Genomic DNA, 16,338 nt, shown 5'->3' on the forward strand with positions numbered 1-16,338 from the left:
TTGATTCACTGGAGCCGCCACACAACGTGACCAAACGAATGGGTGGCGACTGTACGCGGGTTGGTCAACCGGGAATCAAGGAAACCGGCGCGCACGGAGGCGCCCCACGCACAGCCGCCATAAAACGAAACAGCGGGCACAAAAAAGCGCCAACTGTATCGCAGAGCGGGCGCTTGTGCGCCTTGATGATTGCGGGTGACCAAACCCGGCCGCTGGACTTACAGCAGCGGGCAAAGACTACCGGTGTCAGGGAAGCGTTTCAAGCGAAGGGAATGTGCAGTAACACTTCCGTTGGCGCCTCTCACTCATCACCGGCCGGCGAGTCAGCAGTGATCACCATGTTGTGTCGCCTGCACCGGCCTCTTCGCGGGTAAACCCGCTCCCACAGGAGCGGCGTCGCGCTTACGAAACCAGTTATCCTTTAGCGTCCGCTTTGGGCCAAAAGCGATCGACCGCGAATGGCGGCTAACGACCCACGGCGGACACTGATCCAAAGCTCTGTAGTCAGTACCGGCCTCATCGCCGGCAAGCCGGCTCCCACAGGAATATCACCAACTTTCAGGCATGCGCTGTACCTGTGGGAGCCGCGCTTGCCGGCGATGGGCCGCGAAGCGGCCCCGGTTACAGGTGTCCGCAATGGATCGTTAGCAGCCATTCGCGACTGAGCGTCAACGACCCAAAGCGGACGCTTTATTCGGTCTTTTCTGCAGTATCCAGCCATCAAACTGCACCGGACATCAAAGCCGGACGGATGACTTATCGGGTACCGCTCGCTACCCTGAAAGCCCCGTCACCTGACGGTTTCCAGGTCAAGTCCCATTTAACCAGACGAGCATGTCATGAAATCCCCCACAGGTTTGCTGCTGTCGGCTATCGAACTGGACCGTGCCAGTGCCATACCCCTGTACCGCCAGCTGTATCTGCAGATTCGCAAACAGATACTCAACGGCAGAATTCAGGGGGGCGTGCGCCTGCCGTCGACGCGGACCTTGAGCATCGAGTTGGGGCTGTCGCGGATCACCATCCTCAATGCTTTCGATCAGTTGATTGCCGAAGGTTTCCTGGCCTCGCGCACGGGTGCAGGTACGTATGTCGGTACTGAGTGGGAAAACCGGAGTAACGAGGACGAGCAACCGCGCCAGCCACCGCGCCTGTCCGAACTGAGCCAGTCGATGCTGTCGCTGCGCAGCGATCATTTTCGCGGGGTGTCCTATGCCGACTGGGATCCGGCGACGCCGACCTCCTTCCTGCCCAGTCACAGCACCTATGAAGGATTTCCACAAGCAATCTGGCGGCGCCTGATGAACCGTCATTTGCTAAAGCCAACCAAGGCGATCCTGGGTTATGGCGAGTTGCAAGGCTTGCAGGCGTTTCGCACAGCGATTGCCGAGTATGTCTTCGATGCGCGAGGTATCGACTGCAATGCCGGGCAGGTAGTGATCGTTTCCGGCGCGCAGCAAGCATTCAACCTGCTGGGCATGCTGCTGCTCAATCCGCAGGACAGTGTCTGGATGGAAGACCCTGGGCACATCGCCGCGCGAATTGCGTTGCAAGCCCAGGGGGCCCGGATCATTCCGTTGCGTATTGATGAACAGGGGATCGATGTCCAGCAAGGCCTTGCCGAGTGCCCTGATGCGCGCCTGGTATTCTGTACGCCTTCGCGTCAGCATCCTTTGGGTGTCACCCTGAGTTATGTGCGGCGCCAGGCACTCATCGACTGGGCTGCGAAGCATCAGAGCTGGATCATCGAGGACGATTGCGACAGCGAGTTTCGCTACAGTGGTCGACTTCTTCCGGCACTGTATGCCATGGACCAGATGGCCCGAGTGATCTATGTCGGCACATTCAGCAAAGTGCTCTTCCCGTCACTGAGACTGGGCTACGTAATTCTGCCGCAGGCGCTGGTCGAGCCCTTCTGCACCCTGCGCGCGGTCATGGATCGCAGCCCGCCCACACTGCTTCAGGCCACAACGGCCGATTTCATGAGCGAAGGCCACTTCCTGGGGCACATCCGCCGCATGCGTGCACTGTACAAGGCGCGCCAGCAGGCGTTGATCGAACAACTTGAAAAGCAGATCGGCAGCTTTTTCAGGATCACTCCGACGGATGCCGGCATGCACCTGATCGCCTGGCTGCCCCCCGAACTCAGTGACACTGAAATCGCCCGGCAACTGGCCCGACACAACATCCACACCTACGCCTTGAGCGACTACCGCATCAAGCATGACCTGCCGCCTGCCCTGTTGATCGGCTTTGCCGGCACGCCTGAAAAGCAGGCCCGGGAGCGTGTCGAGGAGCTGGCCCAGGCTTTGCGCACGCTGGGTTATCTTCCGCCGACCACTTGATGCGTGGAAAGTGGCCTTATCAATTAATTGATAATGGATCTATCGAGAGTTCCTGGCTGGCGCGATAAAGGCTGCGCCGGTAGACCGGTGCCTGAACCAGGAACAACTCTAATGAACAACAAGATCCAGGAACGATTCAACGCCTTGCTGAGCCACAAGGTGGTCGAACACGTGGCTGCTCCAGTGCTGACAGAGGCACTGGCCCAGCGGCTGCTTGAGCGTCTCGGGCAATTGCGCCTGTTTGCCCACGCCTACCCGCTACTGACCAACCTCACCCACGGTCGTGTCACCCCCGCCGACCTGCTGGACTTCGCCTATCGCCACGAGCTGCAAGGCCTGAGCCTGCACTTGCTCGACGGCGAGGAAAACAGCCTGAGCCAGATGTCGCCAGAGCAGCTCCAGGCGTTTGCCAGCAAGGCCAAGGCGCTGGGGCTGGATGTGCACCTGGAAATCAGCAGCACGCTGAAAAAGGATGTCGACCAGGTGATCGCCATCGCCAACGCACTGGGGGTGCGCAACATCCGTGTCTACTCACGTTACGAGGGTCCGCTGTCGCGGGTCATGGACGTGATCGAGACCGACCTGCACTACCTCGCACAACAGGCCGATGCCAACGATCTGTACTTTGACTTCGAGCAGCATGAAGAACTCAAGAGCAGCGAAATCGCGCAGCTGCTCAACCGTGTCAACCACCCTCGCCTGCATGCCCTGTTCGACTTCGGCAACATGATCAATGCCTGCGAACAGCCCCTGCAGGCCCTGCACAACCTGGCGCCGCACATCCGCCAGGCTCACCTCAAGGGCGTACGCATCGTCCCCGAACAAAACGGCTTCGGCCATTACGGCGTGTTGCAAGGCAGCGACGAAGACGATCTGCCCAGCGCCCGCATGCTGTTCGAACTGTTGATGCTGGGCGAAGCAACCCCGCAAGTGATCGCGTTCATTCTCGAGCAGGAAAATCACTACGTGGCCCCGGCATTCCGGCAGAGCCTCGAAGCAGCCGATCCATTCATTGCTTACCGGGAGATGAGCGAAACGCCGCTCCCGAAAGGCTACTCGCTCGAGCGCATGCTGGCCGACGAACACCGCTGGGCGAACAATCAGGTGGCCTATGTCCGAGGTTTGCTGGGCGAACTGCGCACCTTGGCTGAACTGACCCTGGCCGCTCCTTCCAACGCCTGAACCTGACGACCCGATTACGCCCGGAGAACAATAATGACAACTCAAAACAAGGCCAAATGGCTCAGATTCCTGATTCTCATCCTTGGTGGCGGCACCATTTACAAGCTGGCGAACCTCAAGGACGCCTTCTATGTCCCCATGCAGGAATTCATGGGCCTGAGCCACACTGAAATCGGCATGCTGTTGAGTGCCAACGCAATCATCGCGACTGCACTGTTCGTGGTTGGTGGCCTGCTCGCCGATCGCTACGACACGCGCAAACTGATCCCCCTCGGCCTGATCGGGACCGGAAGCCTGGGGTTGTACCTGGCGACCTTCCCGCCCTTCAGCAGTTTGCTGATCGTGTTCAGTCTGTTGGCCGTCTGTGCCGACTGCCTGTTCTGGCCATCGCTGCTCAAGGCCATCCGCAATCTGGGTGACGATCAGGAGCAAGGCCGGTTGTTCGGCCTGCTGGAAGGCGGGCGTGGCGTGGTTGATACGCTGGTGGCCTTTTCCGCACTGGGCGTGTTCGTCGCCATGGGCTCGGGGGAAGCCGGCCTGAAATCGGCGATCCTGTTCTACTCGGTCATCGACATTCTGGCTGGCACCCTGACCTGGGTCCTGCTCAAGGGCGGTAATGCGCAATCGGCCACCAAGCCGAAAAACGGTCTGGCAAACCTGATGGAGGCTATCAAGGTACCCGGTATCTGGTTGGTCAGCCTCAATGTGTTCATGGTCTACATCGTCTACTGCGGCCTGACCTATTTCATCCCCTACCTCAAGGAAATGTACGGGTTGCCAGTAGCGTTGGTAGGCGCCTACGGCATCATCAATCAATACTTCCTGAAAATCCTCGGCGGGCCTGCCGGCGGTTTCATTGCCGACAAGCAGTTCAAGAGTACCAGCCGCTACCTGAAGTGGGCATTTCTGGCGTTATTGCCGCTGATGGCCGTGATCATGCTGATTCCTAAAAGCCCGGGCTTCATCTATGCGGGGATGGCGGCCACCCTATCCTTCGCGCTGATTGTTTTCTCGATGCGCGGCGTGTTCTGGGCACCCATGGGCGAAGTCGGCATTCCCCAGCACATCACCGGCTCGGCCTTCGGCATCGGTTGCCTGATCGGCTATGCCCCCGGCATGTTTGCCTACGTCATCTATGGCGCGATCCTCGACCACTTCCCTGGTCAACAGGGCTACAACTATGTGTTCATTCTGATGAGCATGCTGGCCATTGCAGGCTTCATGGTGTCCAGCCTTCTCTATCAAGCGGTACGCAAAAAATCCATGCTCTCTGGCGGGGCCGACGCGGTACAAGCCTGATCGTCGTCACGGTTTACAGGAGGAGTCGTCCATCATGCCGACTCCTCCTCCGCCCACTCGACGAAATGCATTTTCATCCTGGAACGACGCGGCTGGAACGTCGGAAATGGCCAAATCCGTTGAATGATAGTGACCGTTTTCGATCTGCAAGCGACGTCCAGAGCATTCTGCGTCGGTGACTGCGTCATAACCTGACACTCGGAACGAAACGCACTACTCCTTGCTTGCGCGGCCGGAGTGCCGCCTCGCCATGGACTCGCTCCAATTCGGAGCAAAAGCTGCAGCTCGGTGCATAGCGCGCCTTTTTTTGAGGCGCGCCTGTCCCCCCTCCCGACCGTTCCCGCACGGCTGCATGCGGCGCAGTCATCGAATGCAGCAATAAAACCCAAGAGTTTCAAGGTGTTACCGCCAGCCCGTTGCCACTCCAGAACTGTGCCTGGCTTTCGGCACCTTCATTGCAATGGCCTCTTGCGTGCACAACGCACAGCAATTGATCGGATTCGAGGCTCACCGCAGACAAAACACCCACCGACCCGCAAGGCCGCACCCTGAAACACGTAGATGAACCGCAATGAAGCTGCCGGCAACGGTGGCAAGGAGTGGGTATGTCCCGGGCATTTTTCAATGAAATGTATGATACGAACGGAAGTTGCCGCCCGCATTACCAGGAGTTCGCCCGCTGGTTGGCAAACACCCCGCTGGAGTTGCTGGAGCAACGCCGACGCGAAGCTGACCTGCTGTTTCACCGCGCCGGTATCACCTTCACCTTGTACGGTGACAAAGAGGATACCGAGCGCCTGATCCCCTTTGACATCATCCCGCGCAGCATTCGCGCCAGCGAATGGCGCATGGTCGAGCGCGGCTGTATCCAGCGGGTTCAGGCGTTGAACCTGTTCCTGCAGGACATCTACCACGACCAGCGCATCCTCAAGGCCGGCATCATCCCGCCGGAACAAGTGCTGGCCAACGAAGGCTACCAGATCGCCATGCAGGGCCTGGGCCTGCACCGCGGGCTCTATGCCCATATCGCTGGCGTCGACCTGGTCCGTGACGGGGATGGCAGCTACTTCGTGCTGGAGGACAACCTGCGCACCCCCAGCGGGGTCAGCTACATGCTCGAAGACCGCAAGATGATGATGCGGCTGTTCCCCGAGCTGTTCGCCGCACAGCGTATCGCGCCCATCGACCACTACCCCAACCTGCTGCTGGACACGCTCAAGAGCGCCAGCCCACTGGACAACCCCACTGCCGTGTTGCTCACCCCTGGCCGCTTCAACAGTGCCTATTTCGAGCACGCCTTCCTGGCCCGGGAAATGGGCATCGAACTGGTCGAGGGTGCGGACCTGTTCATCCGTGACGAGCACGTCTACATGCGTACTACCGCTGGTCCAAAACAGGTGGATGTGATCTATCGCCGCCTGGATGACGACTACCTCGACCCGCTGTCGTTCAACTCTGACTCGATGCTGGGCGTGCCGGGGCTGATTTCGGTGTACCGCGCTGGCAACGTGGTGCTGGCCAATGCGGTAGGCACCGGGGTGGCAGACGACAAGTCGATCTACCCCTATGTCGACGACATGATCCGCTTCTATCTGAGCGAAGAGCCGGTCCTGAACAACGTCCCTACCTGGCAGTGCCGCAGGCCTGCAGAGCTTTCCCATGTCCTGGCCCACCTGCCCGAGCTGGTGGTCAAGGAAACCCAGGGGTCCGGTGGCTACGGCATGTTGGTCGGGCCTGCGGCGACCAGCGCACAGATCGAGGACTTCCGCGCCCGCATCAAGGCCCGCCCGCACGCCTACATCGCTCAACCTACTCTGTGCCTTTCCACATGCCCGACCTTCGTCGACAGCGGCATCGCGCCGCGCCACATCGACCTGCGCCCGTTCGTGCTGTCCGGCAGTGAAACCCGACTGGTGCCAGGCGGCCTTACCCGCGTGGCCCTTCAGGAAGGTTCGCTGGTGGTCAACTCGTCGCAAGGCGGCGGTACCAAGGACACCTGGGTGGTGGAGGACTGAACCATGCTTTCGAGAACTGCTTCCGACCTTTACTGGATGTCGCGCTACCTGGAGCGTGCAGAGAACCTTGCGCGCATGCTCGAGGTCAGTTATTCGCTATCGCTGATGCCCCAGGCTGGCCGCAGCGACGGCCATGCCGAGCTGGCCATGTCACTGCTGGCATCCGGAACGCTGGACGACTACCGCCGCCGGCACACCGAGCTGGACACCGAGCGCATGCTGCACTTCTTCGCCCTCGATGCGACCAACCCCGGCAGCATCTATTGCTGCCTGCAGGCGGCCAGGACCAATGCCCACGCAGTGCGTGGCCGCATCACTGCCGACATGTGGGAGAACATCAACGCTACCTGGATCGAGATGCGCAACATTGCCAGCAATGGTCTCGGCCGTTATGGCATCAGCCAGTTCTGCGACTGGGTCAAGGAACGCTCGCACCTGTTCCGCGGTGCTACTTCAGGCACCATCATGCGCAACGACGCTTACAGCTTCATCCGCCTGGGGACCTTCCTGGAGCGGGCTGACAACACCCTGCGCCTGCTCGATGCACGCTATGAAATGTTCGGGGAGGCCTCCGAGGAAGTCAGCGATGATTCTGCCCGCGGCTATTACCAATGGAGCGCCTTGCTGCGCGCGCTGACCTCCTACGAAGCCTTCAACGAACTGTATCGCGCCGCACCCAGTGCACGACCGGTGTCCGAGTTGCTATTGCTACGGGTCGATGTGCCCCGCTCGCTGCATGCCTGCATCGAGGAGCTGGACCAGATCCTTGCCAGCCTGCCGGGCAGCACCGGGCGCGCCGCCCAGCGCATGGCCGCCGAACTCAACGCTCGCCTGCGCTACACCGCGATCGACGAAATACTCGAAGCAGGGTTGCACCCGTGGTTGAGCGACTTCATCGGGCGCATCAATCAACTGGGCCAGGCGGTCCACCACTCCTATCTGGAGGTCGTATGAAACTGTCCATTCGCCACGACACTACCTACAGCTATGCAAGCGATGTGTGCAACAGCATCCAGTTCCTGCGCCTGACACCACGCAGCAGCGAGCGCCAGCGCATCACTGAATGGCAACTCGACCTGCCCTGCAAGGTCAACGGCCAGATCGACCCGTATGGCAACATCCTGCATGTACTGACCCTGGACAAACCCCATGGCCACCTGGCACTGACCGCCAGCGGCCAGGTAGAAATCGACCCGGATCGCGAGCAGGAGGCCGGCGAACATTCACCCCTGCCCTTCCTGCGCGGCAGCCACCTGACCCAGGCCGATGACACTCTCAAGGCCTTCGCCAGCCGACATTGTGGCGAGCACCGCGACCGGGCGGCGCTGATCGGGCTGATGCAAGGCCTGGCCGAGCACATGCCATACAGCCCCGGTGCCACATCGGTGGGCACCACTGCCATCGAAGCGTTCAGCGGCGCTGCCGGGGTGTGCCAGGACCATACCCATGCGTTCCTCGCCTGCGCGCGCAGCCTGGGTATTCCGGCACGCTATGTGTCCGGTTACCTATGTACCGAAGACGAGCAGCACCTGGCCAGCCATGCCTGGGCGGAAGCCTGGGTCGATGACGCCTGGTACAGCTTCGACATCACCAACCGCCTGACCCGGCCAGAACGCCACCTGAAGCTGGCAGTGGGCCTGGACTACCTCGATGCCTGCCCGGTCAGGGGCGTGCGCCGCGGGGGCGGCGCCGAATCGATGCAGGCCAGCGTACACGTGCACCGCCAATGACAGGTGCGGCATCCGTTCATGAAAAAAACAAGGGAAACAGCATGACCTATTGTGTCGCCATGCACCTGGCGGACGGGCTTGTCTTCATCAGCGACTCACGCACCAATGCGGGCATCGACCAGATCGCCAGCTTTGCCAAGCTGTTCGTGTTCGGCGTGCCGGGGGAGCGCTTGATCGTCCTGCAGACCGCTGGCAACCTGGCGACCTCGCAATCGGTGGTGAACCTGCTCCAGCAACGTACGAAGGGCCCCGGCCCCCACCTGTTGAACGTTGCGACGCTCTACGATGCAACGGTACTGGTCGCCGACACCTTGCGCGAGGTGGTCAGCCGTGATCGCAGCAAGCTGTCGGCCGGTATCGACCTGAGCAGTTCGTTCATCGTCGGCGGCCAGATTGCCGGCGGCCCCATGGGCATATACAACGTCTATGCGCAGGGCAATTTCTTCCAGGCCACGCCGGACACCCCGTTCCTGCAACTGGGCGAAAGCAAGTACGGGCGGCCGATTCTCGACCGCAATCTCGGCTACCATATGCCACTCGATGAAGCGTTGCGCTGTGGCCTGATCTCGTTCGACTCGACCATTCGCAGCAACCTGTCGGTGGGCATGCCGTTGGACTTGCTGGTGTATCAGAAGGACAGCCTGGAAACACCGAAACGCCAGCGTATCGCCAGCGACGATGTGTATTACGAGCAGATACGCAGGCAGTGGAGCGACGGGCTCAAAAGACTGTTGGCCGAACTGCCAGCGCCGCCATACTGATTGGCAGGGCCACAGTGGAAGCGGGCATGCCCGTTCCCACTGTGGCCTTGGTCCTACTCCAGCGGAATAGTCAGGCGATCGATGACGGCGCGGGTTTCTGGCCGTACCCCGCGCCACCAGGCGAAAGCCTCCGCCGCCTGCTCGACCAACATGCCGACACCGTCGGCCAGGCGCACCACCCCCTGCGCCTGGGCCATGCGCAGGAACGGCGTAAGGCCTTTGCCATACGCCAGCTCGTAAGCCAGCTGCGTCGCGCCCAGCACGCCTTCAGGCAGTGGCGGCAGCTCGCCGGTGAGGCTGGCAGAGGTGGCGTTGACCACGATGTCGAAGGACTGTCCCTCCAGCTCCTCATAACGGCTGATGCGCAGCCTTGGATGATCCAGTTCGTTGCGCAGGGCGAGCGCCTTGGCCATGTCACGGTTGGCAAGCACCAGTTCGCTCGGCCCCGCCTGCAGGAACGGCAGCAATGCACCGCGTACCGCGCCACCGGCGCCGAGCAACAGTACCCGTCGATTGGCCAGCGGCTCACCGAGGTTTTCCTCGATATCCCGCAGCAAGCCGATGCCGTCGAAGTTTTCGGCAAAGATACGGCCATCCTCGAACTTCAACGCATTGGCCGCCCGCGCCAACTGGGCGCGTTCGCTGCGCTGGTCGGCCAGCTCGAAGGCTCGCAGCTTGAACGGCGCGGTGATGTTCATGCCCAACCCGCCATCACTGCGAAACTGCAGTACCTGAGCCTCGAAGCCCTCGAGCTCGCCCTCCAGCGCGCCATACTCCAGGCACTGGCCGGCGACCTGGGCGAACAGGCCATGAATCAACGGGGACTTGGTGTGGTTGATCGGCCGGCCGATCACTGCATAGCGGTCGCTCATCGTGCATCTCCGTGGGTGAACAGCACACCGTCTGCCTGCATGGCGGTGATTTCTTCAGGGCTGAAACCTAGGCCGGCGGCCACTTCGGCATTGTGCTGACCGAGGTCCGGGGCCACCTGGTGGATCGTGGTGTCGCAGTCGGAAAAGCGAAACGGCAGGTTGGGCAGGCGCAAGGTGCCGTAGCGCGGGTGCTGCTGCTCGATGACCATGTTGCGCGCCTGAATCTGCGGGTCGGCCACCACCTCGTCAATGCGCTGCACCTTGGCGCTGGGGATGTCGATGTCATCGAGCAACTGCAGGATATCCGCCACCTGGCGCGCGCCGACCCAGTCGCGAACCACGGCCAGAATCGCCTGGCGATGGGCGTTGCGGCCATTGAGGCTGTGGTAGCGGCTGTCGCTGCCGAACCCGGCCGGGCCACCGTTGGCTTCCAGCATCGCGGCAAAGCGCTGCCAGGCATCGTCGACCTGGGCGGCGATTACCAGGTCGCCATCGGCCGCGCGAAACACGCCGTACAGGGTGGAGGTGGGCATGTCATGGCCGGTCTGCTCGGGCAGGACGGTGCCGTCGGACAAGGTGTAGCACTGCACCGCATATTCATGCATCGACACCAGCGTGTCGTACAGGGCCATGTCGATGTGCTGGCCGCGACCACTGTTCACCCGGCCCAGCAATGCCGCATTGATCGCCGCCACGGCATGAATGCCGGTGTACATGTCGCCAAGGGAAATGCGCAGCAACGGCGGCGCTTCGCCCGGCACGCCGACCATCTGCATGATCCCGCTCTTGGCCTCGGCGATCAGCCCGAAACCGGCGCGGTGGGCATCCGGCCCGGTATGGCCATAGGCGGAGATGGAGCAGTACACCAGACGCGGGTTGCGCGCCGACAGCTCGGCATAGCCCAGGCCCAGTTTGTCCAGGGCACCGGGGCGATAGTTTTCGATGAACACATCGGCCGAGTCGGTCAGGCGTTGCATGAACGCTTTGCCACGCGGGTCCTTCATGTTCACGCTGACGCCCTGCTTGCCCATGTTCAGCTGCAGGAAGTAACCGCTCTGCTGCTCATCAAGGGTAAATGCATGCTGGCGCCCGGCATCGCCGCTGCCCGGCCGTTCGACCTTGATCACCTCGGCGCCGAGTGCTGCCAGGCAGCGGCCCACATAGGGCCCGGCGAGGAAGTGGCTGTAGTCGATGACGCGGATACCTGCCAATGGCAATGCCTGGCTCATGCCTGCACCCTCCGGGGCACCATCAGCCGGTGCTCGCCACGCTGCACGACTTCGCCGTGCTGGTTGATCAGCTCCGACGGCAAGACCACGATGCCCCAGCCCGGTCGGCTGTTGCTCGGGCGCATCGCCCCCACGCGCATGCGCACGTGCAGCACATCGTCGACCTTGATCGGCAGCACGAAGTCCCAGGTCCAGCCCAGCGACATGCCCGGCACAAAGCGGTATTCGCACTGGGTCTTCAGGCCGTCGGCGATCGACAGGCCGAACAGGCCGTGGGCAACCAGGCAGCCGAAATGACTGGCGTTGGCGTAGGCCTCGTCGACATGCACCGGGGTGTGGTCGCCGGTGAGGTCTGCGTAGGCCAGGATACGTTCGCGGGTCACCGTGTAGGTGGGGCTGATGCATTCATCGCCTTCGCGGGCATCGTCCCAGTATCTTTCCACTACGCTCATGCCACCACCTCTGCACGTGGGTCGATGGCCAGTGCCTGGGCGACGCATTTCGCCGGCGATGCCTGAATGAACTCGACCGCAAGGCCGTCAGGCAGGCGCAGCCAGTTGCGGCCCTGGGGCATTTCGCTCACGCCGAAACGCTGTGCGGCGGCCAGGGTGGCTTCGAGGTCCTCGCACATGATGCCCAGGTGCGCCATGCGCCCTTCCGGGCCGGCAAAGTCCGGTTGGTGGATGAACTGCAGGCCACCAAGGGTCCAGTACTGTGCAGGCTGCTCGACGTCACCCTGTATTTCACGCATGGTCATGCCACACACCTCGCTGAAAAAGCGGATGTGCCACTGGATGTCGCGCACCCAGAACGCAACGTGTTCAAGGTAGGCTTTCGGCTGGCTCATGGATTACTCCCCTTCTGCTGATCGGCCATGGCGCGTTCGATGCCCTTGATGCAGGCCACCAGGGTCGCGTTGACCGGCGTGGCCACGCCATGGCGCTGGCCCCAGCGCACGACGGAGCCATTGATGAAATCGATCTCGGTGACCGAACCCTTTTCCAGGCTCTGCAGCATCGAGGTACGGAAGCTTGCCGGCAGGCCTTCGGCGGCCAGCCGCCATGCAGAATCCGGGCTGGTGAGGCTCAGGCGGATGCCTGCTCGTTCAGCGACGGCAATGGCTTCAGCCACCGCTGCCTTGGCGGTGCTTTCCAGCAGCGGCTCGCTGTACAACTGGCCATAACCGAGCCTGGTGATGCCGCTGAGCGCGCCTGTCGCGACGTTGACCAGCAGCTTGTCCCACATGGTGCCGAGAATGTTGTCACTGACCGTGGTGGCGAGCCCGGCACCATTGAAGACCTCGGCGATGGCCTGCACACGCAGCGTCCTTTGGCCGTCGAGTTCGCCGATGAAAGTCTGCTTGCCCGCAACACCGGCGCGGATCGAACCCGGCGCCAGCAGCACGCCACCGACGTAGGTCTTGCCAGCCAGCACCCGCTCACGGCCCACGGCCTCGGCAAGGATGTCTTCATGGCCAAGACCGTTCTGCAGTGACAGCACCAGCGTCTGCGGCCCGATCAGCGCCTTGGCCCCGGCAATCGCCTCGCCGGTGTGGAATGACTTGACCAGCACCACCACCAGGTCGGCCACGCCCACGGTTGCCGCGTCGCAGGCTGCCTTCACCCGGACCTGCCGCTCGCCGCGTTCGTCCTGCACCCGCAGCCCGTGCAGGTTCATCGCCTCGACATGTGCATGGCCACGGTTCAACAGCCAGGTTTCGTGCCCCGCTTCGCTCAAGGCCGCACCGATGGCACAACCCAGGGCGCCGGCGCCCAGAATGCAGATTTTCAAATCGCTGACCTCCTGTGGTTTGCGACTACCTTATGCAGCGAGCCTTATTTCGGCTATACAATGGACTCAATACACTTATTGGATTTCGCAATAATGAGTGCGCTCGACGCTTTGCCCGACCCCAAGCTGCTGCAACTGTTCGATGTGCTGTACCAATGCCGCAGCGTCACCCGCAGTGCTGAACAGCTCGGCCAGAGCCAACCTACCGTGAGCATCTGGTTGGGGCGCTTGCGTGAAGAGTTGAACGACCCACTGTTCGTGCGTACGCCAGGCGGCATGGCGCCAACCCCGCGGGCAGACCAGCTGATCGGGCCATGCCGCGAGGTGCTGGAATCGCTGCGGCGCCTGACTACCTGGGAGCCGCAGTTCGTTCCGGCCACGGCGCAGCGGCGCTTTCGCCTGTGCGTCAGTGATGCCAGCCATATCACCCTGCTGCCCAGCATCCTCAACCACCTGCGCACCCACGCGCCGGGTATTCGCCTGGAAGCTGCACGCATCGATGGCAATACCGAGAGCGCGCTGGAGTCGGGCGAGGCGGACCTGGCCATCGGCTTCGTGCCCTGGCTGGGTGCGGGGATGTATCAGCAAGTGTTGTTCGAGCAGGACTGGGTCTGCCTGAGCAACCCGCTACACCCTCGATTGAGCAACGGCATGAGCGTGGCGGGCTACCAGGCCGAGGGGCATGTACAAATCAGTGCCGGGACCGGGCAGAAGTTACTGGAAGCTGGCCTGGCGCGGGCCGGCATCGAACGCAGGATCATGCTGGAGCTGCCGGCGTTTCTGGGGTTGGGGATGATTGTCGGGTCGACCGACCTGGTGGCTACGTTGCCACGGCACATCGGCCAGACACTCGCCGACATGCATGGTTTGCACGTGCACGATTGCCCGTTTGCAGTGGAAGGTTTCACGGTCAAGCAGCACTGGCACGCACGGTACCAGCAAGACAGCGGGAATCGCTGGATCAGGGAGGTGGTACGGGGCTTGTTTCAAACAGGGGCCGGTTAGCACACACGACGAAACCTTCGCTCGCCTCATCGCTCCATGGTTCTGGGCTGACCCGCCGTTCAACGGGCATAGCGTGCCGCCTATTTGCCGACCGCGCCGGGCGCGGGTCGAAGGCGATGGGGCCGCGAAGCGGCCGGTCTCTGGGCCGACAGCAATTGTCCACGAACGGCGACTAACGACCCATTACGGCCCTTGGCGCATGGCCCCTAACGGCCATTTGAAGTCATTAAGAACAGCGGCCTGGGTCGTAGACGGCGCTTCAAATGGTCAACCGCTTCTCCATCGGTTGGTAGATCAGCCCGGCAAGCTCGCCCACTTCCCCTGCCAACGCAAAACCGTAACGTTCATAAGCGGCCACTGAAGATAGCGACGCTCTAACTGTTACTACATTGGCCCTGGCCTGCTCCAGAGCCGCATTCATCAAGCGCCTCCCAACGCCGTGGCGCTGCCAGGCCGGCGCAACGAACAGCATCGCCACATGGCGCCCTTCCTTCAGCTCGATCAGCCCGACCAAGGTTCCCTCCGCGACACAAACCAGCATCAGGTTGTCACTTACCATTCGTTCGGCAAACGCCTTCTGAGCAACCACCTTTGCGAAGGTTTCCACGCCCTGGGCAGACAGCGATGGCGCAACCGCTAGCATGAACGCATCCAAGCACAGGGCGTTGGCGCTTGGCAGGTCTTCCTGAGTCATCTTGCGTATCTGCATGGTCGTCGTCCGTGACTTGGGCAGGGGTATTTTTATACCAGAACATCCGACTTAGAGATATGCAACAACGCCTCTGCTAACAGACACTTCCATGCGCGAGAGGTAACGTTACAGACCGGCAGCTTCGGGTCCAGGCTGTGAAAAAACCCTGCGATTATCTAACCTTCTGATCGTCGAGATCGTGGCGGGGACGATCATGAAGCGGTTCATTGAGGGTGAGGCCCGGACGCAAGTCACGCTGCTGCCGGAGTGCCTGGATGATTACATCACCGAAGAAAACCCTGTTCGAGTGGTTGACGTTTTCGTCGATGAACTCGACCTCGGAGCGCTCGGATTCGAGGGTGTCGATCCGGCTGCTACGGGTCGTCCGGCCTACCATCCAGCAGTCCTGCTGAAAATCTACATCTATGGCTACCTCAATCGGATTCAGTCCAGCCGCCGGCTTGAGCGCGAGGCAGAGCGCAACGTCGAGCTGATGTGGTTAACGGGCCGGTTGGCTCCTGACTTCAAAACGATTGCTGACTTTCGTCGAGACAACGGTAAAGCTATTCGCGGCGTGTGCCGGCAATTCGTAGTGCTGTGCCGCAACCTCAATCTTTTCTCCCAGTCGATCATTGCCATCGACGGCAGCAAATTCAAAGCCGTAAATAACCGCGACCGCAACTTCACCCAGGGCAAGATCAAGGCGCGCATGCAGCAGATCGAGCAGAGCATTGACCGCTATCTTGCGGCGCTGGATTCGGCGGATCGGGCGGCGCCCGAGGTCGCCGAGGCCAAGGCTGAACGGCTGAGCGAAAAAATAGAAAAGCTGAAACAGCAGATGACAAAGCTAAAGGACATTGAAGCGCAGCTTCACGCCAGCCCAGATCAGCAAATCTCTCTTACCGATCCTGATGCACGCTCAATGGCCACGAGTGGCCGAGGTACTGGCACGGTTGGCTACAACGTACAAACAGCAGTCGATGACAAATACCATCTGATCATTGCTCATGAAGTCACCAATGTTGGCAATGACCGAACGCAGCTAAGCAATATGGCGAACCTGGCACGCGAAGAGATCGGCGCTGAGTCGCTGACAGTGGTAGCCGACCGAGGCTATTACAAAGGTCCGGAAATCCTTGCTTGCGAGCAGGCCGGGATCACCACTTTTGTCCCGAAGCCGCTGACATCAAGCAGCAAAGCGCAAGGCCGATTCGGTAAGCAGGACTTCATCTACATTGCTGCATCGGATGAATACCGATGCCCTGCGGGTCGGCTACTGACCCGCAGGCACTCTTCGATCGAGGACGGCATGTTGCTGCACTCCTACGGGTTCTCTGGCTGCCAAAGTTGCTCCATGCAGAAGCAGTGTACGACGGGTAAGGAACGCCGGTTGAAGCGCTGGGAGCATGAAACGGTAG

The 16,338-nt window shown here is 61.3% G+C and carries 15 protein-coding genes; 9 read left to right on the plus strand and 6 right to left on the minus strand.

The annotated features are described in order from the left end of the window. The first annotated feature begins 839 nt into the window (after window positions 1-839). The 7 genes from ACLCGK_RS18800 (at window position 840) to ACLCGK_RS18830 (ending at window position 9,332) form a co-directional block, all read left to right on the plus strand. Complete coding sequence (locus ACLCGK_RS18800; RefSeq protein ID WP_410952657.1) at window positions 840-2,345, plus strand: PLP-dependent aminotransferase family protein; 1,506 nt, start codon at window positions 840-842, stop codon at window positions 2,343-2,345. A 111-nt stretch (window positions 2,346-2,456) separates the two neighbouring features. Next, window positions 2,457-3,527 (plus strand): sugar phosphate isomerase/epimerase family protein, encoded by a 1,071-nt coding sequence (locus ACLCGK_RS18805; RefSeq protein WP_410952658.1) that lies wholly within the window; start codon window positions 2,457-2,459, stop codon window positions 3,525-3,527. A gap of 33 nt (window positions 3,528-3,560) precedes the next feature. Continuing rightward, on the plus strand, window positions 3,561-4,826 hold the full coding sequence (locus ACLCGK_RS18810; RefSeq protein WP_410952659.1) for an MFS transporter: 1,266 nt from the start codon (window positions 3,561-3,563) through the stop codon (window positions 4,824-4,826). Between the two features lie 605 nt (window positions 4,827-5,431). Continuing rightward, window positions 5,432-6,841 carry a circularly permuted type 2 ATP-grasp protein gene (locus tag ACLCGK_RS18815; protein WP_410952660.1) on the plus strand — a complete coding sequence of 470 codons (1,410 nt, stop codon included), beginning with the start codon at window positions 5,432-5,434 and terminating at the stop codon, window positions 6,839-6,841. Window positions 6,842-6,844: 3 nt separating this feature from the next. Beyond that, on the plus strand, window positions 6,845-7,795 hold the full coding sequence (locus ACLCGK_RS18820; protein WP_015270105.1) for an alpha-E domain-containing protein: 951 nt from the start codon (window positions 6,845-6,847) through the stop codon (window positions 7,793-7,795). After that, a complete protein-coding gene (locus tag ACLCGK_RS18825; protein ID WP_085719790.1) occupies window positions 7,792-8,571 on the plus strand; it encodes a transglutaminase domain-containing protein in 780 nt (259 codons plus the stop codon). The genes ACLCGK_RS18820 and ACLCGK_RS18825 overlap by 4 nt, the downstream gene beginning before the upstream one ends. Window positions 8,572-8,612: 41 nt before the next feature. After that, window positions 8,613-9,332, plus strand: coding sequence for a proteasome-type protease (locus ACLCGK_RS18830; protein WP_015270103.1), 720 nt, complete (start codon window positions 8,613-8,615; stop codon window positions 9,330-9,332). 53 nt (window positions 9,333-9,385) lie between these two features. Here the strand turns inward: ACLCGK_RS18830 and aroE are convergent, their stop codons facing one another. Genes aroE through ACLCGK_RS18855 form a run of 5 tightly spaced genes read right to left on the minus strand, consistent with a single transcriptional unit; the run spans window position 9,386 to window position 13,224 of the window. Next, entirely contained in the window at window positions 9,386-10,204 is an 819-nt protein-coding gene (gene aroE, locus ACLCGK_RS18835; RefSeq protein ID WP_054573807.1) for a shikimate dehydrogenase, read from the minus strand. Next, entirely contained in the window at window positions 10,201-11,433 is a 1,233-nt protein-coding gene (locus ACLCGK_RS18840; protein WP_410952661.1) for a CaiB/BaiF CoA transferase family protein, read from the minus strand. Before ACLCGK_RS18840 ends, aroE begins: the two co-directional genes overlap by 4 nt. Then, a complete protein-coding gene (locus tag ACLCGK_RS18845; RefSeq protein WP_003256790.1) occupies window positions 11,430-11,885 on the minus strand; it encodes a MaoC family dehydratase in 456 nt (151 codons plus the stop codon). The genes ACLCGK_RS18840 and ACLCGK_RS18845 overlap by 4 nt, the downstream gene beginning before the upstream one ends. Beyond that, complete coding sequence (locus ACLCGK_RS18850; protein ID WP_015270100.1) at window positions 11,882-12,280, minus strand: VOC family protein; 399 nt, start codon at window positions 12,278-12,280, stop codon at window positions 11,882-11,884. Before ACLCGK_RS18850 ends, ACLCGK_RS18845 begins: the two co-directional genes overlap by 4 nt. Next, the gene (locus tag ACLCGK_RS18855; protein ID WP_023660573.1) at window positions 12,277-13,224 is read right to left on the minus strand and encodes a ketopantoate reductase family protein; all 948 of its coding nucleotides are present in this window, start codon (window positions 13,222-13,224) and stop codon (window positions 12,277-12,279) included. Before ACLCGK_RS18855 ends, ACLCGK_RS18850 begins: the two co-directional genes overlap by 4 nt. Before the next feature lie 93 nt (window positions 13,225-13,317). Between ACLCGK_RS18855 and ACLCGK_RS18860 the strand changes: the two genes are divergently transcribed. After that, entirely contained in the window at window positions 13,318-14,229 is a 912-nt protein-coding gene (locus ACLCGK_RS18860; RefSeq protein ID WP_015270098.1) for a LysR family transcriptional regulator, read from the plus strand. Between the two features lie 259 nt (window positions 14,230-14,488). Here the strand turns inward: ACLCGK_RS18860 and ACLCGK_RS18865 are convergent, their stop codons facing one another. Continuing rightward, the gene (locus ACLCGK_RS18865; RefSeq protein WP_173895835.1) at window positions 14,489-14,938 is read right to left on the minus strand and encodes a GNAT family N-acetyltransferase; all 450 of its coding nucleotides are present in this window, start codon (window positions 14,936-14,938) and stop codon (window positions 14,489-14,491) included. A 196-nt stretch (window positions 14,939-15,134) separates the two neighbouring features. Here ACLCGK_RS18865 and ACLCGK_RS18870 point away from each other — a divergent pair. Beyond that, window positions 15,135-16,338, plus strand: a 1,204-nt coding sequence (locus tag ACLCGK_RS18870; protein ID WP_410952627.1) for an IS1182 family transposase, incomplete at its 3' end; no start/stop codon positions are given.

The sequence above is a fragment of the Pseudomonas sp. S1(2024) genome, from assembly GCF_046557535.1.